The organism is Reichenbachiella faecimaris (genome assembly GCF_900176375.1).
Classification (GTDB): Bacteria; Bacteroidota; Bacteroidia; order Cytophagales; family Cyclobacteriaceae; genus Reichenbachiella; species Reichenbachiella faecimaris.
Window position 1 is genome coordinate 630455 of sequence record NZ_FWYF01000001.1, and the last position, 25491, is coordinate 655945.

Here is a 25491-nt window from a genome sequence, read left to right on the forward strand (position 1 = left end):
CGCGTAGAAAGTGACTAATTTTTGAAATTCTTTTTGACCTTGGTAACTCTATACGGAATAGTACCTTGCAAGGCCAAGTACTGGGTGAAAAAAATTACATTTCTTTAATTTTCTTTATTTAGTACAGTGAATTGTCCTAATAATTATAATTTATTTATATCAATTGTGTGTTATAGATACTATGGTCAAAAATCATTTTTAGGTTTTCAACCCAAATAATTTATTATCAGACGAGAAATCTTGTAGACTGATAGAATAAAATTGACTGGCAAAGTGAGAGTATTTAGATTTGTTGATATAGTTCAATTGATGCACGTGAGAATAGTCATTGCCGCCATCCTGGGATGGCTATGTATTTCCAACTCTTTTGCTCAATCCAACACGCCAAAATACAGCAATGAATTTTTGGCAATTGGAGTGAATGCACGTGCATTAGGCATGGCCAGTGCCTTTACGGCTGTAGCCAATGACGTGAGTGCTGGCTATTGGAACCCCTCAGGCCTCACCCAACTGGCCTGTAAGTATGACGTTTCTTTAATGCATGCTCAATATTTTGCAGGCATTGCCAATTACGATTATTTGGGATTTGCTACTAAAATCGACTCCGTGAGCTCTTTAGGCTTCTCTGTCATCAGATTTGGCATAGACGACATTCCTGATACCAGATTCTTATACGACGCCAATGGCGCACTCAACTACGACAACATCCAATTCTTTTCGGCTTCGGATTATGCTTTTCTATTTTCTTATGCTAGAAAAATCAACGCTCTTGGTAGTATTGACGTAGGTGGCAATGCTAAAATCATTTATCGACATGCAGGCAATTTTGCAACTGCCTGGGGATATGGCTTAGACTTAAGCCTATCTAAATCAATCAAAAAATTAAATTTGGCGTTGATGCTCAGGGACATTACAGGCACTTACAATGCCTGGTCTCACAATACAGAACTAGTTGCTGATATTTACACCCAAACTGGCAACGTTATTCCTGAAAACTCTATAGAAATCACGTTACCCAGAGCCATTCTTGGCGTCAGCTATCAGTTTGATATTTTGACGAAATTCGGTCTTCTACTAGCGCTCGATTTAGAAACTACGTTTGACGGCAAAAGAAATACTTTAATAAAATCAAGTACAGCTTCCATGGACCCCAAATTTGGCATAGAGGCTAGTTACCTCTCAATGTTTTTTCTAAGGTTTGGTGCAGGACAATTTCAAGAAATTGAGAACTTTGACCGCTCGACTTCCACGGTCTACCAGCCGAATTTTGGTGTAGGAGTCAAACTCAATAATTTTAATATTGACTATGCACTGACTGATATTGGGGATCAAGCTGAAACCCCTTATTCCCACGTTATTTCACTTAAACTTGGATTTGATGATAAGAAATAAGTGTTATATCACCTTGCTGCTACTAATCATTGGGACACCTCTTTTGGCGCAACCCTATGGTAATGAGTGGATCGATCAAAATCAAAGATATTTTAAAATCAATATTGGTGAAGACGGAATATATCGAATGAGTCGCTCTGACTTATCTGGTTTTGGCTTTCCAGTCGGGTCTGTGGATCCACGCAAGATTCAGTTGTATCACCTTGGTCAAGAAGTTGCTATCAATATAGAAGGTCAAATTGATGGCTCTTTTGATACCTCGGACTATCTGGAATTCTATGCACAAAAGAGTGACGGTACCTTTGATACTCCTTTGTATGACACCCCCACAAATCAACCACATACTTATTATAACATCTTCTCAGATAGTTCAGCCTATTTCCTAACCTACAAGCTCAGTGCAGAGACAGGTTTGAGAATGAGCGAATTTTCCGAAAACAATGTAAGTGGACTTGTCGCTGAAAATTATCACTTGAGTGAAACTATTGAGTTATTTACCACTACATACTATGAAGGTCAAAGTTATGGTTCTTCCAATTCAATTGTGCTCCCTACTTATGACCTAAGTGAAGGCTGGACAGGTAGTTTTGCCAGTCTTGGTCAAAATATTGATCACACCATATCTGGCTTGACGAGCAGTGTGCAAGATGACATTGATCCCTCCATTGAAATTTTGCTAATTGGAGGAAACAACAACTCACATAATGCAACCATCTTTGCCGGGCCAAATGCTGGTTCTTTGAGGGAAATCGGTACTGCATCTTTTGATGCGGACGAAAAATATTTAGTTTCTGAGAATATAGAATGGAGCGATTTATCCTCTGGAGGAGAACTTTTTGTACGCGTCACAGTCAATGGCGTATCAGGTGCAGCAGATAGGATTTCAGTAGCATATATAAAAGTGAACTACAGCAAATCCTATGATATGGAATCGGTTTCAAATAGTCGGTTTGCAATGAAAACCAATGGGGGTAATAAATCCTATATTGAAGTTTCAAACTCCCCATCAGATATTTTACTTTATGACATCACTGATAACTACCATCCAATCAACATAGGTGTAAATGAAAGTAGTGGAACCTTCAACGCAGTCATAGATAATACAAGCAGTCAAAGAACATTACATGCACAATCTGGTCAAAATGCGGTATTGTCATTCAAAGAAGTCTTTTTCAATAATTTCAATCCAGCCAACTATAATTATCTCATGGTGAGCCACACTGATTTAAGAGGCAATACCTCTAGTGGCCAGGGAGATCAGGTGACTGCCTATAAAAACTATCGAGAATCTGTGCCAGGTGGTAGCCACAGTGTATTGGATATAGATATTGAAGTCATATTCAATCAATACAATTATGGAAACCCTTCTCCCCTGGCTATCAAAAGATTTTGTGAGTATGTGTATGACAATGGCACGCCTGAGTTCCTATTTCTTATAGGCAAAGCCTCAAACGTACAAGCCAACTACTACAGACAAGACCCAGCAGCTCCCACGCATCGTCACTTCATCCCTACTTTTGGTCATCCTGGGGCAGACGTACCTTTCTCTGTTGGCTTTGATGGTGGGGTTGGATATGGAGTTTTGTCCACAGGGAGAATCAATGCCAGCGAACCAGATCATATAGAGGCCTACTTAAATAAGGTAATAGAAGAAGAAGCCCTTCCGTTCAATACGCTAAGACAAAAACATCTAGTACATCTGAGTGGTGGAAATACTGAATCCGAATTAAATATTTTCAAGGCCTATGTTGACGGATTTGCCACGATTGCGGGAGGAGAATTACTAGGTGGAGCCTCCACTCAACTGTCAAAAAATAACAATGGTGCCGTAGAATTGATCAACATCTCAGATGAAATAAATGAGGGCGTAATGATGGTCACTTTTTTTGGTCATTCGAGTGGCAGCGTAACTGATATTGAGATTGGCTTGGTTTCTGATCCAGCCTTTGGCTACTCCAACAAAGGCAAATACCCTGTCTTTATGGTTAATGGATGTTTGGCAGGAGATTTCTTTAGTGAAAATGAGTCCTTTGGTGTTGATTGGATCTTAACACCAGATCTAGGGGCATTGAGCTTTATGGCGCACAGCCATGTAGCCTTTTCAACAAACCTAAGAAGGTACACCAACTTATTTTATGAGATCGCCTTCACGGAAAGTGCTTTTAGTGGTAAGTCTGTAGGTGAGGTGAAAAAAGAAACAGAAAAAAGATACGTAGAAGCCTATGGATCATCAGAGTCTGCGATCTCACAAGTGCAATTAATCAACTTACAGGGTGACCCAGCAGTTACTATTTTCGCCCCAGACAAACCTGACTATGACATCAATGAGAATTACTTAGAGGCAGGGACCTATAATGGATCAGAATTACTCGCTACTGTTGATTCATTCTATATCGAAATGAATATAAAAAACTTTGGGATATATGCCAATGACACGTTTGACATAGCGATTACCCGAACTTTTCCTGATGGGCAATCACTCGTGTATGAACCAGAGATATTTGATCAGGTGCTAAGAGATGATACTGTTCGCTTCAAGATTGGAAATGAAGTGAGTAATGCAGCTGGTTTAAACTCTTTCTCTGTTCAGCTTGATCCCACTGGCAGAATAGAGGAAATGGACGAAACGAATAACACGGCATCACTGGATCTGTTTTTGTCTTCAGGCAGCACATTCAATTTGTTTCCTGCTCACTTCTCCATACAATCCGAATCTGATATTGAATTTTATTTTCAATCTTCCAATCTCTTGGTTGGTGAAAGATCTTTTGATATTGAAATAGACACCTCTTCCGCTTTCAACACCACTTACCTCATGCGTCAGTCTGTGAGCAGCAAAATCATTGGAAAGTTGAATATCAACCTTGAAGCCAATGGCTCTATTCCAGATGGCACAGTGTTTTATTGGAGAACACGATTCACTGACCCTCTGCCATCAGAAGGAGACGAATGGGTCACAAATTCATTTGTTTTGGATCGCTCGCTTGGAGAAGGGTGGACACAAACCAAGCCAGTTCAATTGGCTGAGAATAATTTAGAAGGGCTCTCACTTGACACCATAACTGGTGAATGGACCTTCCTGACTTCTCAGCTCCAACTCGAAGTAGAAAACTATGGTTCCAGTCATCCTACACTAGACTATACAGACACAGAAGTGCTGCTGGACGGTAGAAATTATTTCGTTACCAATAATGCCATAGACCCTGGATGCAGAAATAACACAATCAATTTTTTGGCTCTAAAAAGACAATCAAATATACCATTCAAAGCAGTAGCCACTCCTGGGTTTGATGGGAATCAGGCATTGGTCTGTGGGCTGTTTCCTCAAGTGATCTACAACTATACAGCGAGCGATGTCCCAGGTATTTATGGCCCTGAAGTATTTATCGACAACATTGAAAGTGGCGATAAGGTACTGGTGTTTTCGTTAGGTAATTTTGACTACACTACCCTTCCCTCTTCGCTTATTGATGATCTCGAATCCTTAGGTCTGAACAGAACTGAATTAGATGCCATTGCCTTAAGTGGCGATGAACCTATCATTATGCTGGGTGCTAAAGATGCGGCTTCCAATTCAGGCACCATTGTCAGAGCTTCAGCCCCTGATGTCAACCAAAAACAATTGAATTTGGAAGAGATATTAGGTGGAAGTTTTGACTCAGGCGAGATTTCGTCTGGTCAAATTGGTCCTGCACTTTCATGGTCACAGGTCATTTCTGAGATAGAAGATTCCACCAATCCATCAGATGACACAAAGACGCTCTCCGTTTATGGGATCACTCAAAACAAAACGGAACAACTTTTATTCCAGAGTGCTTCTGTAGGTGATTTTGATATCAGCACAGTAGATGCCAATGTTTACCCCTATTTAAGATTGGAATTGAATATTAGCGATGTAGTGCTACAAACACCTCAGCAACTCCGATCCTGGCGAGTAGATTATGAAACGGCACCTGAAGGTTTACTGCTCATTAACAATCAAATGGGCATAAGCGATCCTATTGAAGTACAGGAAGGTCAGCCTATCAGCAATTCATATACGTTTTGGAATTATTCAAGTAAAAGTTTCCAAGACTCCATAAAGGTTGAATATGAATTACTAAATGAAACAACTTCTATTCAGTACAAGGATTCATTAAATCTACCAGCTTTAAGCAGTGGTGACTCTGCACAATTTGACGTTAGCTTCACCACAGTAGGCAATCAAGGCCTAAATGATCTGATCTTATCCACCAATCGCAATTATCCTAATGAGGTCTACTTTTTTAACAATACAGCTCGATTTGCCAACTATCTGCATATTACACCTGATGAAACAAACCCACTGGTAGATGTGTCATTTGATGGCGTGCAAATTATGGATGGAGACATTGTTTCTCCTACTCCATCCATTGAGATTCACATCAATGATGACAACTCCTTCCTCTTGATGGAAGACACTACTGGTATCAATATTTATCTGAAAAAACCGTGTGAGACCTGTGACTTCGAACGCATGGCCTTTAGCAGTGCACTCGTGGAGTGGTCTCCAGCTACTACTGAAGAAAACTTCAAAACGGTATTTACTCCAGAGCAGTTAGAAGATGGGATCCACAGTCTTCGCGTTCTGGCAAATGATGCCTCGGGCAACCCTTCTGGGTTAAAACCTTATGAAATCAACTTCGAGGTCATCAATGAATCTACGATTACCAATTTTTATCCTTACCCAAATCCATTTTCTTCGAGTACACAATTTGTTTTTACCCTTACAGGTTCACAGTTTCCTGAGGATATAAAAATTCAGATACTGACAGTAACTGGCCGAGTAGTAAAAGAGATTTTTATGGATGAGCTCGGACCTTTGAACATAGGAAACAATAGAACAGACTACGCCTGGGATGGTAGAGACAACTATGGCGATCAATTGGCCAATGGTGTTTACCTCTATAGGATACTCATCAAAAACCCAGGTGAAAATTTCAAACATAGAGAAACGTCAGCTGACAGAGGCTTTAAAAATGGGTTCGGGAAAATGTATCTACTGAGGTGATTAGTGAAGTATCATATTAATCTTCTGCACAACCTCGTCCAAATCTTTGGCGTTTTTTTGAATATCCTTCAATTGCGATTTTTGAATACCCTCCCTATCCTCTTCATTTAGGATATCTAACAAACTCAAAATATTTGATAGCGGTCTACGCACAACATGCGCATTGTCATACGCATAAGTTTCCAGCTCCTTATTTCTATTTTCTAATTCCAGCGTGCGTTCATGCACCAACTCTTCCAGATTGTTTTGGATACTCTTGATCTGCTGCTGCTGATTGCTCAACAACTCATTCTTGATCGACAGTTCCTGATTTAATCGGTCTAGGTATTGGTTTTGGGTTTCGATATCTTCTCTTTCTTTGTCGAACCTTACTTTAATAAAAACCACGATGGCCGCCACTATCGTTGAGTTAAAAAGATAATTAACCGACAAGGGATTAATCAAATTCTCTATAGGAGCAATCTTGATTAAAATCTCAGCCTCTGCATCCAAAGTCAAAATTAAATTAACCAAACAAAGGATAATAGTCATAAACAGCCTCGACTTACCTTGGAGCAATCCTAAAAAAATGACCAAAACAGTGAAATACACGTAGGTAATAGACCCTTCTACACCCCCATAATACTTCCAGTATATCACAAACATGGGCAGCCAAGAAAGACAAAATAATTTGGCTAATAATTCAGGATTTCCTCCCAGGACCAAAGCAACAAGAATGACCACAGCAATTGAAAACGACAGTGAATCCAAAATCAGAATGGTCTGCTCTCCATTAAACCAAAATCCTTTGATCATCCCCAAAAACCAAAATACCACAGATGTAATCAAGACTATTTTTAAAAGCTTGAATTCATTGTTTTTGATATTTGAATTGATTGAAATCAAATGACGGCTTTTAATTTTCTGGATTGTAATAAAGGCCTTGCTTTACTTTATTAGTGACTGACTGGATGGCTGATTGCAAATGATCAGTCGATTGCATCAGTAATGAACCCATAGGCGTCTTTTTTGTCTTCGCATCAAGTCCTTTTATGGACTGCACGGTCGACTCCAAAAAAGGGCCAATCTCAAATAGGGTAACTGACAAGTATTGTTCTATGGACTTACGCTGGTTCATCAACTTCTCACTTCTTTGCGTAATGTTTTTTTCAAGCCAGTCATTGGATTGTTGCAGCATCTCCTTTTGCTCCTCAAGCTGGATATTTCTTCGTTCCAGTGCTTTGACCTTGAGTTCTAAATTTTTCTTGTTTTCTCTCAAACTTTGTCTTTTGAAATCAAACTGAGCTTTATGGTAGAGCAATGCAATTGTAACTACAATAGTGATCCATAGGTAGTGATAGATATTCTGATCATCTGGATTTGACTCGTTCATTAAATCACTTCTAAATATAGCGATGTACAGTAATCCAATTTCCAGCAACACGCAGCTTGAGACAAAAAACACCAACCATTTACCATTATTAATCAGTGCAATCAATATCATTCCTCCAATAAAATAATACTCACCCATCCCACTAATACCATCTAGAACGATCCAGTTGAGACACAAAAAACTAATCATAAGAAAAGAAAATGGAACGGCTATAAATTCAAATCTAACCTTTAATCGAAGCAGAATCAGTGGAGACAAGAAAATCAGACAAAGAGAGCAGTCGACAATGAAATCAAGGTTGACAACATGCAGTGGCAGATCGCGATAAATCGCAATGACCATGCGCATAATTCCCGCTATACAACCTACGGTAAGAATATCTGCTTCAAATTGCCGATTTTGGCTTTTATAAAATTGCATTAAGAGACTCTTTTATGATCCAATGGTAGGTTAGTATGCTTGTTTTACTTTAAAAGTAAGTTTATTTCTCCTAATAAATCATCTAGTTTATCTGCATTCAATGCCAATGACTTCAGCTCCTTCTTATTATTAGGCAGTACATTTTCTTGCTCAATTATGGCAAGAACACCTTTAATATTGCATAAAGGGCCTCTGATCAAATGTGCATTGCTATATGCATACTGACTCATTTTTTCATTATGCTCAAACAATTCATTTGTTCGCTCAAACACCATACTTTCCAGATTTTCCTGCATAGAGGCCAATTCTCTTTGCTGATTCAAAAGTATCACTCTTTTAGTCTCCAGCTGACTGTTCAAATTGGTCAATCTTTGAGTGACTAAATTTTCATTTCTTCTTTCAATATCAAGTTTTGACTTTAAAAAAATGACAGTAATAGCAATGAGTATCGAATTTATAATATAATACAAAGACAAATAAGGATAACCATCATCCAGCATTGGTTGGGACATTTGTCCATGACCATAAGGATACCAGTGGCTCAGGGCCATACATACCAGAGTAAATACTGCAATGTATGGCAATCGAAATCGCCTATGAAGAATCAATGTAAATACAATGAGCAACGTAAAAAAGAAATAGGTCAAAGGACCGTCAATCCCTCCAAAGCTCAACCACATGATAACAAAGGTGATCATCCAACATAAGGCAAAAATCATTGAATTGACCTGGTAAGACTTAAATACGTATTGCGCCAGTAGCGAACCTAAAGACACGACAATCATAAAGCAATGCATAAATAGTATGACTGACGCTCCAAAAACTGAGTAGCATCTCAAATACTCCAATGAAAACAATATGGCGCATGCAAACAGTGTAATCCTGAATACCAAAATGCGAAAATTGTCGTGTGCATTAAATACTGTCATATAATCTCTCTCATTCTTTCTTCATAAGAAGATTTGACTTCTTCAAAAGCGTTAATCAAACTATTCCCAGATTTCTTTAGCCAATCCAAATATCCTTGATCAGCCTTATTATTAGACAATTCGTCTATTTGTGTTTTAAGCTCAATTAATGAAGGAGAAATCTCACGAGAGCTGAGACGTATAAACTTGGCTATTTTCCCTGTCGTTTTTATCAGATGAGAAACACGGGTGGCTATTTTACCAGCTAATTCTTGATTGATCTGCTCAAGCTGCTTTCTGTTTTTTTCAATTTGATGATTTTCTACTTCAAGCTCACGAATCTTCGATCTTATTTCAGCATTTCGCATAGCCAGCTTATCCAAGTCTCCTTGATACTCATAGGACATAAAAAATACAATTAATGCGACCAGTACAAGCAGCAACTGATAACTTAATACTTCATTAAGAGAATTTGTTTTCAATGTTTCAAACAAATCTGGGAAGTGCAACCACATCAATAAGATTAAAATCTCAACACATAAAACAGTACAGACTATTACAACAAGGAACTTCCCTCTGCTGATAGCAGCAAAAACAATCATAATAGCCATAAAAACTGCATCTGTATTACTCGACAGACCATCACGTATCAGCCAAGTGACACTCAACATAAGCAGAAGGACATAGCAGAAAACTGCCACTCCTAGTTTAGAATATCTGTATGCAAGAGCGAAATACAAATTGAATAAGAAAAATAAAATAAAGGAGTAATTAAGTATTTGCTCAATCAAACCTACTTGTAAAGTAAAAATCTGATAGACTCCAACTCCCATGCGCATGAGGCCCAATACGCAAATCAAGGACAGAATTCGTGCTTCAAATGACAGGTTAAACTTCATTAGTTTCTATTTATTATACCCAACAAATGCTGCATTAATTCTCCAAAGGAATATAATTAATTTCTCTCAGTAAATCAATCATTCAATCTTTTCGTACAACTGGTTAAATTCTATTAAACGCTTAAATTATATGTCTAAACTCCTGACGTCAATAGACGAAAAAACACAAAAATTTATTGAAGCTCAGCAAATGTTCTTTGTAGCTACAGCTGCTTCTGATGGTAAGATCAACCTATCCCCTAAGGGAACAGATTCCTTCCGAATCATAGGACCCAATCAAGTGGTCTGGTTGAACCTGACTGGTAGTGGCAACGAAACGGCTGCTCACATTTTGCAAAACAATCGCATGACCATCATGATGTGCGCCTTTGATGGTAAGCCCAACATTATGCGAATTTATGGTTCTGCAAAAGCCATCTATGAACAAGACCCAGAATGGACTACCCATGCCCCCCTGTTCAAAGAAAATACAGGCGCTCGTCAAATCTTTTTGGTAGAGGTCGAGCAGATTCAACACTCTTGTGGTATGGCTGTTCCACTTTATGATTTTGTAGAACACAGAGATTTGTTAGATATTGCTCATGACAAAAAAGGCAGACAAAAAGTAAAGGAATACTGGAAAGAAAAAAACATGGTATCACTAGATGGCCTGCCTACTGGACAAAAAATATAAATGCCACATCATCATCACGGACATGATCACAACCATCACGATGTAGACAACATCAAGACGGCCTTTTTTCTCAATTTAGGTTTTACCATTATTGAATTTGTTGGCGGTTTTTATGTCAACAGTGTGGCAATCATCTCGGACGCAATACATGATTTGGGTGATTGTTTAAGTTTAGGAATCTCCTGGTACTTTCAGAAAATTTCTCATAAGGGACGCACCCAAACGTTCTCTTATGGCTACAAACGATTTTCCGTGCTCAGTGCCATATTGAATTCTGTTGTTCTTCTGGTAGGATCCATTTTTATTTTGATGGAAACCATTCCCAGATTGATTAGCCCTGAGCAACCAGATGCTAAAGGTATGATCGTTTTGGCCATACTAGGCGTAATCGTAAATGGTGCTGCTGTACTAAAAACAAGAAATGGAAAAACTGCCAATGAAAAGGTCGTATCGCTTCACCTTCTTGAAGACGTACTGGGCTGGGTAGCTGTGCTGATCGGGAGTGTAGTAATGAGTCTTACTGATTTCCCTATCCTAGATCCATTGCTATCTCTAATGATTGCTGGATACATCCTATTCAACGTATTTAGCAACCTTAAAAACAGTTTGAAAATCATACTTCAAAGCATCCCCCCTGATGTCAATACCAGTGAACTGGAAAACAAACTATGTCAAATAGCGCATGTGGCTAAGGTGCACGACATGCACACCTGGACGATGGATGGCGACTACCATGTAATGACCATTCATTTAGTTTTAGATCAGGACGTAGATCTGAACACTGGCGCTAAAATCAAAATACAGGCCCGAGAAATCCTTAAGGCTGGGGAGATTGATCATGTCACAATAGAGTTGGAGTCTCCCAACGAGCATTGCCATCTAGAAGAATGTTGATTTTTTCGTAAACTCAAAGTCAATTAGACTCAGAGCAACTACCATCACAACATGCATCACAAGCTGTTCAATGCCAACTACGACTTATATTTTAGCCGTCGGGACGTTGGATGGGCACAGCGCACGAAGCCTACCGTGAAACCTATAACGAAGTGAAATCAAGACAACCTTAAGACAAGCCCGTCAAAAAAGCCATGGTATCTACCCCATCAGCATAGTCTGAGACACCAGGCTGTTGTGCCTGACCAAATGGAATTTGGTCATCGTCAGCACCAACCACGCATTGGATCTTATCCGCATTATCATTTAGATAAGATACCAACATTTTATTATCTGAATATTCCTGATAGTACAAGACGGATATAGGGGAAACCAAATCCTCACTTTCCCTAACCATCAAAAACTCAGTATCTAAGAATGGCTCACTATTCACCAGGTAGATGGACTTGTTGTAATCGTAGTTATTTCTGTACTTGTGGTGATGGATGATAGGCTCGTACGGCTTTAGTGCATCTAGAAATGGACTGAAATTATAATCTTTAGGAACAAAAACTTTAGACACATTGCGACAACCCAATCCATAATATTGGAAAATATCATGACCCAAATTCCTAAAGTCTTCAGCTGTTTCCTTACCAGTCAGAACAGCCACTGACGTCCTATTCCTTCGAATCACATTTGGTTTGTCTTTAAAATAGTATTCGAAGTATCTGGCTGTATTGTCGCTTCCTGTTGCGATAAAGGCATCTGCTTCATTCATGCGCTCTACGAATGTGACTTGGGGTTTATACTTAGGTTCAATTTTGAAAAGTTCTTCCAATACGAATCGCATCAAAACTCCATCCTTAGAACTCATTTTGATCATCAAATAATGTCCAGATAGCAGCACACACATCACATCATGAAATCCAACCAAAGGAATATTGCCAGCAGCAATAACGCCAATTTTTTTAGGATTTACTGCATTTATTTGATAAGAACCAAGCCATGACTCCAGATTTGTCTTGTTTAAGAACAACCCTACACCATCCAGTGCCAGTTTGATGTTGTCATCCACGAACCAAGCATTTTCGTTTTTTGCTCCTAAACACAGCTCCTCCAGTTCCTCCTCTGAAAGATTTTTCAAACGAATTCCGAGCGTTTCGAAGGATTTTATTCTGTCATTCAACAACATAAATCAATTAAATCAGTATAGTTAAACTAACGAGCCAAACATTTTGGCACGCAAAATTAATCCTTATTTTTGCACACTTATTTTAAGTATCAATAAATAAACGGAAATGGCAATAATTATTACCGACGAATGCATCAACTGCGGAGCTTGTGAGCCAGAATGCCCAAATACTGCGATCTACGAAGGTGGAATCGAGTGGGATTGGGCTGGAGGCACTAGCTTGACAGAAGTTGAACTGGAAGACGGTACTCAGGTGGATGCCAATGCGCCACAGGAGCCCGTTGATGACGATTTGTATTACATTGTTCCTGGAAAATGTACGGAGTGTAACGGCTTCCATGAAGAACCACAGTGTGCAGCTGTTTGTCCGGTGGATTGTTGTGTTGATGATCCAGATTACGTAGAAACAGAAGATGAGCTTTTGGCTAAAAAAGCTTGGTTGCACAACGAGTAAAAGACATATACCCAAAGCCAAGTCTTTGGCAACAATGATATATACCACGTCCTTTCGGACGTGGTTTTTTTGTGTCTAATTATAACTGGATCCCTAACAGGGTTTTAAACACTATAGGGTTTAAAAGATGCAAACCAGCCAAGGTTTATTTAAAACAACATATTGACTAATTCCAAAATCTACACGACCTTACTCCTATGAAGAAACGATACAAAATAATGATTGCCATCATTTTACTTGTCTTCCTCGTGTATTGGCAGGGACCACGACCAGTGTTTGAAAAAGTGTCGAGCAACATCGAAACACTGGATATCTCAATCGATAAGATAGACAGTACCATAGCTACCTTCGAAAGTCAGTTTCCAAACATCAAACCAGAAAACGAATCTCGAATCATTTGGGCAGATTCGGTCAGAAAAACGCCCTACGCCATGGTCTATCTTCACGGATTTTCTGCTGGCGTCATGGAATCAGATCCTGTTCATCAAACATTGGCCAAAAAATATGGATGCAATTTATACTTGGCACGTCTTTCACACCACGGACTAAGTGGGTCAGACGCCTTTGAAGGCCTCACGCCTGCTGCACTTATGCATTCGGCAGCAGAGGCCATTGCTGTAGGCCACGTCATTGGCGAAAAAGTAATCCTTATTTCATGCTCTACTGGTGGTACACTTTCTATCTATCTCACTGCCAATAACCCCGACTTAATTGCTGCCCAAATCATGTACTCGCCCAATACTGCCATAGATGATCCCACAGCCATCTTGCTCAACAAGCCCTGGGGGCGTGAGCTTACTCATTTGGTGCTAGGCGATTATAGAATAGGTGATTCGACAAAAGTGGGCACCCCAATCCAACGCTACTGGACACTTACCTATCGTTCGGAAGCTCTGGTTGCCTTGCAAGAACTTTTAGATCAAACCATGATTGATCAAATATTTGAGAAAATAGAATCTCCCTACTTTATTGGTTATTACTATAAAAACGACGAGGAATCTGATCATGTCATATCTGTTCCTGGCATTATTGATTTTGATAGCAAAACCAACACACCTGCATCTCTCAAACGCGTTGTCGCTTTTCCTGATGTTGGCAATCATGTCATGGCTTCTGACCTGCAATCCAATGATATTGAAAGCGTTATTCATGAAACGAGTTTATTCATAGAAGAAGTGTTGGGTATTGTTCCAGTGCAATACGATACTCTCAATTTGAATCAGGAGATATTATGAATCTTCTAAAATTGAATGTTTGCCAAGAAAAGCAGCTCAGAATTGCGTAATTTCGGCCTTTCTAATCCAAGACCATAATAATGAATAACGCGAAAGCCAAATCGGTCAGCTACTCCAAAACTACCATCACTGAATTGATGATTCCTTCCTATGCCAATTTTGGTGGGAAAATACATGGAGGCATTCTGCTTTCTTTGATTGATAAAGTAGCCTATGCCTGCGCCAGCAAGCATGCTGCTAACTACTGCGTGACTGTTTCAGTAGACAACGTTGACTTTCTTGAGCCAGTAGAAGTGGGTGATTTGGTTCACCTCAAAGCTTCTGTGGTTTATGTTGGCAATTCTTCTTTGGTGGTTGGTATCAATGTCATTGCAGAAAATGTAAAGGAGGGCACGCTCAAGAAAACTAACAACTCTTACGTGACTATGGTGGCCAAAGGTGATGATGATAAGCCTACCAAAGTACCAGAGTTGATCCTGGAATCTCAAGAAGAAGTTCGTTTGTTCTTAGAAGCTATCAAGCGCAAGGAGTTGAAAAAAGATTATCGTCAGAAGGTAAAAGAAGTAACTAATATGCTAGCTGAGAGTACACCAAAAGCCTTATTGGAAGGAGAAAGGTGTAAGCTAGATTTAAAAAAATTTTCACTTTAAAAACTCTAAGCACTTGTTTTTAATTCCTCCCTGGACTTAAGCATTTTTGATTTCACACCAAATACTTCCATCATTACGCGCGCAGCACCACGAATTAATATATTGGGGGAAATTATTGTAATGTGAGAAACACGATGTTTATATAGCTTCATGGCGCGATACCATTCCTTTCTTGCAGATGGTTCAAAACCTGACATTTGAGAACAATCCCAAATAAAACTGTATAAGCTAGACTTGTCAGATTCAAATACGCTTGACCAATATTTGGTGGCTTGAACAGAGGCGTCAATAGTGAATTTGTTTTCAAACTGAAACATGAGACAGTTCTCTTCTATTTCAGGTGCCAGACGGATCGTTATTGTTGGATGTACAAAAGTCATACTCAGTTAGGTTAAACCATGACATCTCAAAATCTGCATTGTCAATTTAGCTAATTTTGTTCAGCAGACAAAAGATCAATCCTCCGTTTCTGGAAAGACAATTGTACGATTGCCAGTTACAATGATGCGATGATCCAAATGATATTTCACTGCTTTGCTCAGCACTTTCCTTTCTATATCAGAACCTATTTGCGCCAAGCTCGAAGGTGTACTGGCATGAGACACACGCTCTACATCCTGCTCTATGATTGGCCCTTCATCCAGGTCGTCAGTGGCATAGTGGGCTGTTGCCCCTATCATCTTCACCCCCCTTTCATAAGCCCTTTTGTATGGGTTAGCTCCTTGAAAAGCAGGAAGAAAGGCATGGTGGATATTAATGATTTTCTCCTGATAATGGTTGATGAAATCAGAAGAAAGAATCCGCATAAATCTGGCCATCACGATCAAATCAACATGATGCTCTACCAATAATTTTAAAATGACACCTTGTCGTTCCCTCCAATTCTCACCAGTAATGGGTAAATAATGAAATGGAATGCCAAATTGGTCAGCCACATATTTGATAGACTCATGGTTAGCTATGATTAATGGAATGTGGCAATGCAGTTTGCCTTCACCATGCTTCTCCAGAATGTCAAACAAACAATGCGTGGTTTTCGAGGCCAATACGACTACGTTTTCTTTGTCTTCTGTAAAGTGTACTCGCCATTTCAGACTTAGGCTATGAGCCACCTTGGCAAATCGAGATTTGAGTTCTTCCCTGCTATAAGTCAAATCTTTGGCATCCAGACTGACACGCATAAAATACGCCTCTTGAATGTTATCAGTAAACTGCTGACAACTCAGGATATTGAATCCTTCTTCGTAAAAAAAAGTGGTGACTTTTGAAATGATCCCCTTGCTATCATGGCATTGGATCAAAAACGTGATTTTGTAATCAGACATAGTTTCCCAGAATTTCTAAATGGGGAATGTTGTCTCTGTAAAGATACAGAGAATTTAAGGTTCAAGATTCCACGTTAAAGATTTAAAATGCTCATCCCCTTCCTTTTCAATAAATATTGAACCTTAACATTGAATTTTGAATCTATTACTCCGCCACTTCAGCTCTTTGTGGTCTCAAGGCATCCCTCACTGTAATCATATCCTTCTCGTCTACTACCATATAGGCGATGCTGTGCATGTCAGAAAGGTTTTCCGTACCCACGCCCATAGTCACAACTTTCTCTCTTTCTGCAAATTCTGTTAAATGTATGGCATGATGCTCTGCAGTGCCCTTGGCGTGTTGGCCATGCATATCCCAGATGAGTTTTATTTTTCTATCCATAGAATACAAAAGTACTTCTCTTTTAAAAAAGGAAATACTTTTTAAGTCACCCAATTATCGATTATATAGCTTAAATGTAATGGGCAATACCATTCTGACACTCACGGGTTTACCCCTTTGTTTACCAGGATTCCAGTCTGGCGCTTGTTCCACTATTCTTACGGCTTCTTCATCACACCCTCTTCCAATACCCTTGATGGTCACAACATCACTGATCTTACCTTCACTGTTCACCACAAATTGGACATATACTCTTCCCTCTACATGATTCCTTCTAGCTTCCTCTGGATATTTTATATGATCTGCCACATATTGATAGAAAGATTTCACCCCGCCAATAGGCTCAGGTTTCTCCTCAACAACTATAAATATTTCTTCAGCAACTTCTTCCTCAATTTCCATAGTGAACTCTACTTCTTCTACCACCATATCTTCCGTAGCTTCAACATCCATATTGACTTCGATCTCCTCCAGTATTTCTTCATCTGGCACTTCAATGATATTTGGTTGCTGGATTTGTTGTGAAGGAGGAGGCGGGGGTGGTTGATTGGTCAGAGGTATATCTTGTATCTCTTCCCATTCCGCATCTCCTAGTACTAACTCAGCCACCATTGCATCGTCTTGAAATTTCCATTCAAACGCTACAATAACAACAGCCAATGCTATGCTCAGTCCAATAAAAAAGTACATGGTACTCCTGCTACTTTGCAGATTGCGCCTATTCCTCTTCCATGCGATCAAATCATCATAATCTTGTCTATCCAAAATAAGCGGTTGCCCAAGCAGCTGAGTTTCTGTTTTGACTTTGCTTATTTTCTCTCGATAAGGATTGGCCTTTAAGCTCAATCGTCCAGGTTTTTTGATTGTTGCTTCCATGACATTTTGTTTTTAGCAGTTTTAATGGCTATTACAAGTAAGTCATTACTCACATTTTATAAAATGATGCTAGTATTAGAAAGGAAATGATACTTATCAGTTTTTAATCAATACATAATGGCTTGAATTGGCACTTCAATTTCATCTAAGCCAAGCATCGCGTTAATAAGTGAAACCCGTCTGTATTTGTGAAGTTCTTTTGTTTTAATGATAGCTTTATGAAGCAGTCCCTGATCCAATAAAGATTGCCTTTGTACACCTTCAAGCAATGGCTTTTCGGGCGTCCACCACTCTTCCCCATCAAAAAAGGCTAGGTTGGCATAGTAACTATCTGTCACTAAGCCATCTTTGACAATTATTATATCATCGCGCCCGTCTCGATACTTATATAATTGATCCAAAGCTTTGCGATCTTCATACTTAAACCTATAATCTATAGACCCACCATCTATGATTTGAAGGGATTCAATCTTCGGCGTTTTATAAGGCTCAAATTCAAAATCTGAATGGTTCTGATCATATACCACCCTGCACTTGTATTTTCCGTTGGTAGGAATTTGCTTAATGATTTTAGTCAATTTAAAAGGTTTGGCCAATAAGCCAAAGTTGGTAAAAAAGGTTCGATTGACTCTGGCTTGATGCAAGTCTAACAATTGCAATTCGCCATCCACACAACAAATGCTTTCAATGAACAGGCACATAAACTTTATCTATCATTTCTTGATATTCAGCTTCGGCATCACTAAGAAAATGTATACCTCCACCACTTTTATATATAAGATGCTCTCTTTGCTTTTCAATGTATCGTATCATTACCCCACTGTCAAAATTTTCTCCATCAAAATACCCAACAATGCCAGTATAATACCCCCTTTCATACCCTTCAACCTTTCCAATGATCCCCAAAGTCTTCTCCTTGGGTGCGCCACAAATAGAACCTGCCGGCAACAATGAATAGATAATATCACCCAAATGAGCTAAGAAACCATCACTCAGCTGACCCGTGATTTTTGAACTGACTTGCAGCAAATGCTTTTCACTGGTTCTAATTTCGTCTATATATCTAAACTCCTCAACGTTCACATGCTTTGCATACTGACTCATATCATTACGAATCAGATCCACAATAGTCGCGTGCTCGGCCATTTCCTTTTCACTTGACAAAATAGTTTCAGCGGCTTTGGGCAAATCAGCATCAATGGTTCCTTTCATGGGAAAAGAAGAAATTTTTCCTTCCTGAATTTTAACGAAGATCTCGGGTGAAAAAACCACGAAATCATCCTTGAACCAAAGCTTATATTTGGCATTGCTTGCAGTAAATATTTCTTTAAGATCAGCAGAAGTAGAAATGGGTGTAGGCTGGGTTAGGTTCAGCAAGTACGTATTGCCCTTGGCTATTTCTGAATGTACCTGATCATATTTCTTTTTAAAGTCATCAAAAGAAATGGGTGACCTCTTTAGTTTAATACTAGTCCTTGGATTGGTAGATTCTTCTAAATTTTTAACTCCATTAATGTCAAATAATATCTCAGCTGGATCGATCTGATTTATTGGCAACACATGATTATGTTCACAAGTAAAATCAGCTATTAGCAAGAAAGGAGTACCCGATGTGGCCAACGAGTTGATTTGCTGAATGGCTGCTGCTTTATTCACTCTTGATCTTGTGCTTTTGACGGGTCATTCGGTACCACATCTTTTTTTCAAAATCCCAAAAGAACGCAAATTGCCCGAAAACAAAGCCATAGATCAATAGGATTATATTATAAATCGGAAGGATAAAAATGTAGTAAACAATTGTAAGCAGCGCGTCATTGCCCTCACTGCCTCCAATCCAGTTTACTATGGGTGTTTTAAGAAACATTACTGTAAAACCCGTACATGCAAAGGCGATAAGCACCCAAACAACCTGCGCCAAGCTTTTCAGCTTCCACCTTGATTTCAGAGATTGCAGGAAACTCATAATCAATAGAGCTTGTCTTTGTACTTATCCTTTTTGGCCATTTCTTTGGCTGATTTATCCAGGACTAAAAACTGCTCCCAGAAATCATTGACTGGGACGCCCGCCAATATTTTAACTGGCTCCTTTTTTACTGGGTGAATGAAATCCAACGCTCGGGCATGTAAGTTGATACTTGCATCTGGATTTGCTTTTGGGAATCCATATTTCAGATCACCTCTAATCGGGCAACCCATAGACGCCAATTGCACTCTGATTTGATGTGGCCGTCCAGTCAAGGGCCTTACTTCAAGCAAGAAGTGATCGTTGAGTTTACCTAATACTTTGTAGTTCAATTCCGCTCTTTGGGCACCATCCGTAGGCTGATCGTAAGCTGTAGTTTTATTGATTTTCTCGTCCTTTTTCAGATAATGCACTAATTTATCCTCCTTCTTGGGTGGCTTGTTTTTCACAACCGCCCAATAGGTTTTGTTGATTTTTCTATCTTTAAAAAGCTTGTTCATCCGCTCAAGCGCCTTGGACGTCCGTGCAAAAACTATAGCTCCACTCACTGGACGATCTAGACGATGTACAGTGCCTAAAAACACCTCTCCAGGTTTGTTATACTTGGTTTTGATATATTCCTTACAATATTCAAGCAGTGGTTTATCCCTTGTTTTGTCGCCTTGTACGAGAACACCTGAAGCTTTGTCTACAATAAGCAGATGATTGTCTTCATATATAGATATAAATGGCTTCCCCATTACAAATTGATTTTCATGTTTAATTTAAAGAATAGATTGTCGCTTGTAGCTTCATAGGCATACGCCCCATGTCGATAGATGGCATCAAATCCCCAGCCCATGTATCCAACATCAACAAAGTTTAATCTAATCAATTTTTTGATGCCAAGACCAGATTCAAAGTAGACATCTTCCATCGTCTTGAATGGTACTTCCTGATGTCTTTCAGGATTAGACAAGGTGCCATATCCGGCATTATGATATAGGATTAGTTCAGGCTTCATCACTCTATTCGAAATCAAGAAATTGCCAAAATTGTGATTAAAAAACAGCCCCACCTGTTTGTCTGACAAGAACTCATAAATTTCCATGGTTTGGAAATATTCTGGCACACTCAATTTGGAAGTGGAGTTTCCAAGTCCTGTAATCATGTGGCCATAGGGCACATCACCAGACACATAAGCTGCTCGAATCAATATATTTGATTTCCCTAAAAAGTATTTCTTCTTGTACTCCAAACTGGCATCGAATCTATTGTAATCAAAGTCACCACCTAACCAACTGGAATTGGCATGACTGTATTTAAAATTCATCACAGGGAAGTCATAGTCATACAATACTTTTTTTCCATAAAGATCCAAATACTGCTCATTTCTTACATATCTGAAAGAAAGGGACACTTCGTTGATATCAAAAAAGTTATTTGAATAGTCTGTATTGTCGTACATATAGTCATAGGTGGACTGCTGCTGCGATTTTGACAGGCTGGTTTGAGCGTATAGAAAAGGTGCCACTCTCCTATTCAGACTCAGTTTATACGTTTCTTGTCTATCGAAAAGATTACCTTGAAATGACCTAATTAAATCTTCTATACTAGATATTTTACCCTCAAAAAACTGCTGCGTACCCACTTCTCTCAAGTCCTTTTGATAGGTAAAGAGTACCCACGTTTCAGTACGTCTATCAAAGACATATTTTAAGTTAGTGCCGTATTTCCATTCTTCATCTCCAAAACCATATCCTGCATATCCACCCATGATCAATCGCTCTGAGAAACGATTATTAGTCTCCAATCCAGCCCCCAATCTGAACTTTTCATAACTATTGATCCCAAAGAAATCATCTACACGAATATCGACCTTACCCATATTCAGCCTTAAAGTGAGCATAGATTCAGCCACACCTTCTACCACACGCAAACTCTTATACAAAGAATCCGCCGCAACAAAAGTGTTCATTTCCATGGAGTCCAGTGGCACTGCTCGATTGGCATCCAAAATTTCTTTTTGCTCCTTGGCATTTACCTTGTTCAGGGTGATCCCAACATCACTAAAGTCCTTTTGCGTAAAACTGGTCTTCAAATTAACATCTGATAAATACCTTCTATTTTCTAGTATCAAATTCCGACCATAAAATTTGAGTTCTTTGAAAATGATGTCTGTATTGAGCTGTACAGGAAACCAGTTGCCTAGAATCTTATCATAGCGCTGTTGGATACTTACATCTATTTTAGAATTGGCCACTGAGGATTTGGCCGTAACATTGGTCAGTGCGTAGTCTTTGGCATGCACCCACAAGAGTCCTTCGAGTCCATCAAATTTCTTACCCTTTTTAGGCGCATAACTCACCACAAAAACGGTATCCGTTTCAAAAAACGTCGTGTCCTCTATATAAAATTCATACTGGGATAAACCCGCTGGATTAATCGGATTGATATAGTCTTTGTCGAAAATATCCAGAATGTCATTATAGAATCCAAAGGGTTGATACAAACCACTGAAGGCGGCAAATAATCCTCCTCGCAAACCAGATATTTGAGTTGCCAAAATGGTTTCATTCTTCAAACCAGGCTCTATGAACTTAGTCTCAGAATAAGACTCTGCTACATATAAGTGTCTGGTATTGAATGAACTATCTACTTTGAAAAACTTAGTATTGGCCTTAGATGTACTGGTATCCTGAGCATTAGCCAGGCTTTCTTCTTTGATTTTTCTCGCAAGAGAATCAGCAGTCTTGGCATCAGCATCCAAGTGATACACATCCTTGGTATAAGATTTATAGCTGTACTGAGAGAATCTTTTAGGATCATGCTTCTTTCTGTTTTCTATTACATTTCTCATTAGAATATTGGCTGGATTTTCTCCAGCCTCAAAGACCAACTCCTCAAGCTCAGTCACTTCCTTTTCCATATAAATGATTGGGGAAGCCTTAATCTGACTAACTGTAAGTACAGAACGTATATATCCCACATGTTGAAAAGTGATGTTGCCATCATACCCTGAAGGTATCACCAGATTAAACCTTCCATCTATATCAGAAATGGTACCTGTGCTAGTACCACTAATCGCAACAGTCACGAAGGTAAGTGGCTCTTTATCATCTTCTGAATAAATTCGCCCAGATACGCTTTGAGCCAAAGCATTAACACTTCCTACCAAAGTAAGAAGTGCTATAATTAAGTATGAAAATGAGGTTTTGGTAAAATTGGTATTCATGAAAAATGGCAAAGTTTGATTGACCTTGATTGAAAAATTACATACATGACAAAGACACTCCTGTCTTTTACTTCACGTACGCCAATGACAATCAAATACTCAAAACGTAACTATTTAATATTGTTTTAACCTTAACTCCGCTGCGTTAATAAAAGATGCAAGTTTTGCAATAAAAGATGCGTTCCGTTATTAAGCTGTGAAATTACCTAAAACTCACTTGTAAAGTGAAATTCTATTTCCGGAAAGTTGTCTTGTACCATTTGCAACCATGCCTTGGACTCTGCCATAAAAACCAATTTACCGTCCTTATCCTTAGCAATATGTCGGTATTTGGAATCTATAAACTCATCCAGTTTCTTTTTGTCCGTGCTACTAAACCAGCAGGCTTTGAATAAATTCATTGGCATAAACCTACACGTTGCCCCATATTCATGCAAAAGCCTATGCTGAATCACCTCGAACTGAAGTGCTCCTACAGTACCCACAACTTTGCGTGCGCCCATTTCATAGGTAAATAATTGAGCTACGCCTTCATCCATCAATTGTGTCAGACCCTTCTCCAACTGTTTAGTTTTCATGGCATCCATATTCACCACTTCCCTAAAAATCTCCGGCGAAAAGCTAGGGATACCTTTGTACATACCCTTTTCTCCTTCACTCAGCGTGTCGCCAATCTTCAGATTACCCGTATCATAAAGGCCAACAATATCTCCTGGATATGCTTCGTCTATCACCTCCTTGCTTTGAGCCATAAAAGCTGTGGCATTGGAATATCTGAATTTCTTATCTAACCTAGAATGGTAATAAGTACTCCCTCTAGAAAACTGACCTGCACATACACGAACAAAGGCAATTCTGTTTCTATGTTTGGGATCCATATTCGCATGGATTTTGAAGACAAAACCTGAGAACTTAGACTCCTCAGGCAATATTTGTCTCTCTTCTGTATATCGAGGTGCCGGACCAGGTGCAATATCAATAAAGCAGTCTAACAGTTCCTGCACACCAAAATTATTCACTGCACTACCAAAGAATACAGGTGCAACCTCCCCACTTCTATACGTTTCAATGTCAAACTCAGGATAGCCTCCGTCCACCAACTCCACATCTTCCCTAAGTGTTTCAGCATATCGTTCACCAATTAATTCGTCCAACACAGGATCGTTGATATCCTCAATGCTGATATCATTTTCTTTATCCAACTGCTGCTTACTAGCTTTAAATAGCTTCAGTTTCTTTTCGTACAGACTATATACGCCCTTGAAGGTTTTTCCCATACTGATCGGCCAGCTCAAAGGACGAACTTTTATGTCCAATTTAGCTTCTATCTCATCCAGCAGATCATAAGGATCTTGCCCTTCTCTATCCAGTTTATTGATAAAGACCATCACTGGTGTTTTTCTCATTCTACAAACTTCCATCAGTTTTTCGGTCTGAATCTCCACGCCTTTCACACAGTCGACCACAAGCACTACACTATCCACAGCAGTTAGTGTACGATAAGTGTCTTCGGCAAAATCTTGGTGACCAGGTGTATCCAATAGATTGATTCTCCTATCCTTATAATCGAACCCCATGACGGAAGTAGCCACAGAAATACCCCTTTGCTTTTCAATCTCCATAAAATCCGAAGTAGCATGACGATCAATTTTGTTCGACTTGACGGCACCTGCCGTCTTGATTGCACCACCAAAAAGCAGGAGTTTTTCCGTTAGGGTTGTCTTTCCCGCATCTGGGTGACTGATGATACCAAAGGTTTTTCGTTTGCTTATTTCTGCTGTCAGACTCATATTTTTTTGTCATTTCGAATGCAACTTAGTGGAATGAGAAATCTTATCGAACTATAATGAGATTTCTCCTATCGTCGAAATGACAATAGAAGGGTTACATTTCGGGGCGCAAAGATAGCAGAGATAAGATTTATCCGAATAAAAGTATCATACTATTAATTAGAAGAATCAAACAAGACTATGAAAGGTCGGCACTTGCTAAAATAATAGCAAACAACATTGCAGCAGCTAATACTATACCAACTATGCTTGTAGCAGCAATCGCAAAACCTTTGCCTTTCCACTTCTTTTTATTTTTCCTTATTCTGATCAAAGAGAATATACCCAAGCCCATTCCAGCTAGAATAACAAGCAGAGGTAAAACAATGACGCCACCAGCATCCAATATTAAGATCGTTGCTATGACTCCAGCAACTCCCAGCCCAAGTCCAAGAACACCAAAAGGTTCGATTTTACGATTATCCTCATCTTCAACAGCTTCAGCCTTTTGGTAGTCATGCACTATAGAGTCTTGATTGACTGGCGAAATACTATCAGGTTTAATGACCAATGATTGATTTATCAATTCAGACGGCTCAATTGATAATTTGGATTCTCCGAACTTATTTAGTTTGGTATCGTAATTGAAACTAAAACATCCGTTTTTTCATCCAATACTGGCCTTTGATAGGTAGTTATCGCACTTTTATTATTATTGAAATACCTCCCATATTTTTTAAACACACATCCATGGATAGATAAAAGTAGAAGGCAAGCTATGATGGCTTTGTACATATTATTAAGTTCGATTTAGATTATGACAATGAATCACTTCTATTCTCCTTTTTTAAAGAAATATAAA

23 protein-coding genes are annotated in these 25491 nt (G+C 39.1%); 7 read left to right on the forward strand and 16 right to left on the reverse strand.

From position 1 onward, the window contains the following. The first annotated feature begins 309 nt into the window (after window positions 1-309). Window positions 310-1392: a putative type IX sorting system protein PorV2 gene (locus B9A58_RS02705; protein ID WP_084370883.1), complete on the forward strand. Its 1083-nt coding sequence runs from the start codon at window positions 310-312 to the stop codon at window positions 1390-1392. Then, window positions 1379-6421 (forward strand): putative type IX secretion system sortase PorU2, encoded by a 5043-nt coding sequence (gene porU2, locus B9A58_RS02710; protein ID WP_084370884.1) that lies wholly within the window; start codon window positions 1379-1381, stop codon window positions 6419-6421. The genes B9A58_RS02705 and porU2 overlap by 14 nt, the downstream gene beginning before the upstream one ends. Here the strand turns inward: porU2 and B9A58_RS02715 are convergent, their stop codons facing one another. Genes B9A58_RS02715 through B9A58_RS02730 form a run of 4 tightly spaced genes read right to left on the reverse strand, consistent with a single transcriptional unit; the run spans window position 6422 to window position 10020 of the window. After that, entirely contained in the window at window positions 6422-7306 is an 885-nt protein-coding gene (locus B9A58_RS02715; RefSeq protein WP_084370885.1) for a phytochrome family protein, read from the reverse strand. Window positions 7307-7316: 10 nt separating this feature from the next. Continuing rightward, entirely contained in the window at window positions 7317-8213 is an 897-nt protein-coding gene (locus tag B9A58_RS02720) for a hypothetical protein (protein ID WP_084370886.1), read from the reverse strand. A 44-nt stretch (window positions 8214-8257) separates the two neighbouring features. After that, a complete protein-coding gene (locus tag B9A58_RS02725; protein WP_139793715.1) occupies window positions 8258-9142 on the reverse strand; it encodes a hypothetical protein in 885 nt (294 codons plus the stop codon). Further along, the gene (locus tag B9A58_RS02730) at window positions 9139-10020 is read right to left on the reverse strand and encodes a hypothetical protein (protein ID WP_084370888.1); all 882 of its coding nucleotides are present in this window, start codon (window positions 10018-10020) and stop codon (window positions 9139-9141) included. Before B9A58_RS02730 ends, B9A58_RS02725 begins: the two co-directional genes overlap by 4 nt. Before the next feature lie 130 nt (window positions 10021-10150). Between B9A58_RS02730 and B9A58_RS02735 the strand changes: the two genes are divergently transcribed. Together B9A58_RS02735 and B9A58_RS02740 are read left to right on the forward strand one after the other, a co-directional pair. Further along, window positions 10151-10693, forward strand: coding sequence for a pyridoxamine 5'-phosphate oxidase family protein (locus tag B9A58_RS02735; protein ID WP_084370889.1), 543 nt, complete (start codon window positions 10151-10153; stop codon window positions 10691-10693). Beyond that, complete coding sequence (locus B9A58_RS02740) at window positions 10694-11587, forward strand: cation diffusion facilitator family transporter (RefSeq protein ID WP_084370890.1); 894 nt, start codon at window positions 10694-10696, stop codon at window positions 11585-11587. It abuts the gene before it with no gap. 169 nt (window positions 11588-11756) lie between these two features. Here the strand turns inward: B9A58_RS02740 and B9A58_RS02745 are convergent, their stop codons facing one another. Then, window positions 11757-12761 (reverse strand): acyl-CoA reductase, encoded by a 1005-nt coding sequence (locus B9A58_RS02745; RefSeq protein ID WP_084370891.1) that lies wholly within the window; start codon window positions 12759-12761, stop codon window positions 11757-11759. Between the two features lie 106 nt (window positions 12762-12867). Here B9A58_RS02745 and B9A58_RS02750 point away from each other — a divergent pair, with 106 nt between their 5' ends. The 3 genes from B9A58_RS02750 to B9A58_RS02760 all read left to right on the forward strand — a co-directional run bounded on the left by B9A58_RS02750 (window position 12868) and on the right by B9A58_RS02760 (window position 15100). Beyond that, window positions 12868-13215 (forward strand): 4Fe-4S binding protein, encoded by a 348-nt coding sequence (locus B9A58_RS02750; RefSeq protein ID WP_084370892.1) that lies wholly within the window; start codon window positions 12868-12870, stop codon window positions 13213-13215. A 197-nt stretch (window positions 13216-13412) separates the two neighbouring features. Then, window positions 13413-14450: an alpha/beta hydrolase gene (locus B9A58_RS02755; RefSeq protein WP_084370893.1), complete on the forward strand. Its 1038-nt coding sequence runs from the start codon at window positions 13413-13415 to the stop codon at window positions 14448-14450. A gap of 80 nt (window positions 14451-14530) precedes the next feature. After that, a complete protein-coding gene (locus tag B9A58_RS02760; protein WP_084370894.1) occupies window positions 14531-15100 on the forward strand; it encodes an acyl-CoA thioesterase in 570 nt (189 codons plus the stop codon). A 5-nt stretch (window positions 15101-15105) separates the two neighbouring features. Here the strand turns inward: B9A58_RS02760 and B9A58_RS02765 are convergent, their stop codons facing one another. The 11 genes from B9A58_RS02765 to B9A58_RS02815 form a co-directional block, all read right to left on the reverse strand. Then, window positions 15106-15480 (reverse strand): hypothetical protein, encoded by a 375-nt coding sequence (locus B9A58_RS02765; RefSeq protein ID WP_084370895.1) that lies wholly within the window; start codon window positions 15478-15480, stop codon window positions 15106-15108. A 75-nt stretch (window positions 15481-15555) separates the two neighbouring features. Continuing rightward, window positions 15556-16425, reverse strand: coding sequence for a formyltetrahydrofolate deformylase (gene purU / locus B9A58_RS02770; RefSeq protein WP_084370896.1), 870 nt, complete (start codon window positions 16423-16425; stop codon window positions 15556-15558). A gap of 145 nt (window positions 16426-16570) precedes the next feature. After that, the gene (locus B9A58_RS02775) at window positions 16571-16807 is read right to left on the reverse strand and encodes a hypothetical protein (protein ID WP_084371948.1); all 237 of its coding nucleotides are present in this window, start codon (window positions 16805-16807) and stop codon (window positions 16571-16573) included. Between the two features lie 54 nt (window positions 16808-16861). Then, a complete protein-coding gene (locus tag B9A58_RS02780) occupies window positions 16862-17683 on the reverse strand; it encodes an energy transducer TonB (RefSeq protein ID WP_317042036.1) in 822 nt (273 codons plus the stop codon). A gap of 107 nt (window positions 17684-17790) precedes the next feature. Next, on the reverse strand, window positions 17791-18384 hold the full coding sequence (locus B9A58_RS02785) for an aminotransferase class IV (protein WP_084370897.1): 594 nt from the start codon (window positions 18382-18384) through the stop codon (window positions 17791-17793). Next, window positions 18368-19339: an aminodeoxychorismate synthase component I gene (locus tag B9A58_RS02790; protein WP_084370898.1), complete on the reverse strand. Its 972-nt coding sequence runs from the start codon at window positions 19337-19339 to the stop codon at window positions 18368-18370. Before B9A58_RS02790 ends, B9A58_RS02785 begins: the two co-directional genes overlap by 17 nt. Beyond that, window positions 19332-19646: a DUF6787 family protein gene (locus tag B9A58_RS02795; RefSeq protein WP_084370899.1), complete on the reverse strand. Its 315-nt coding sequence runs from the start codon at window positions 19644-19646 to the stop codon at window positions 19332-19334. The genes B9A58_RS02790 and B9A58_RS02795 overlap by 8 nt, the downstream gene beginning before the upstream one ends. Window positions 19647-19648: 2 nt before the next feature. After that, the gene (locus B9A58_RS02800; RefSeq protein ID WP_084370900.1) at window positions 19649-20386 is read right to left on the reverse strand and encodes an RluA family pseudouridine synthase; all 738 of its coding nucleotides are present in this window, start codon (window positions 20384-20386) and stop codon (window positions 19649-19651) included. Continuing rightward, entirely contained in the window at window positions 20386-22860 is a 2475-nt protein-coding gene (locus B9A58_RS02805; RefSeq protein ID WP_084370901.1) for a DUF5686 family protein, read from the reverse strand. Before B9A58_RS02805 ends, B9A58_RS02800 begins: the two co-directional genes overlap by 1 nt. A gap of 206 nt (window positions 22861-23066) precedes the next feature. Next, window positions 23067-24650: a peptide chain release factor 3 gene (locus B9A58_RS02810; RefSeq protein WP_084370902.1), complete on the reverse strand. Its 1584-nt coding sequence runs from the start codon at window positions 24648-24650 to the stop codon at window positions 23067-23069. A gap of 178 nt (window positions 24651-24828) precedes the next feature. Next, window positions 24829-25215 carry a hypothetical protein gene (locus B9A58_RS02815; protein ID WP_139793716.1) on the reverse strand — a complete coding sequence of 129 codons (387 nt, stop codon included), beginning with the start codon at window positions 25213-25215 and terminating at the stop codon, window positions 24829-24831. Between the last annotated feature and the right edge of the window lie 276 nt (window positions 25216-25491).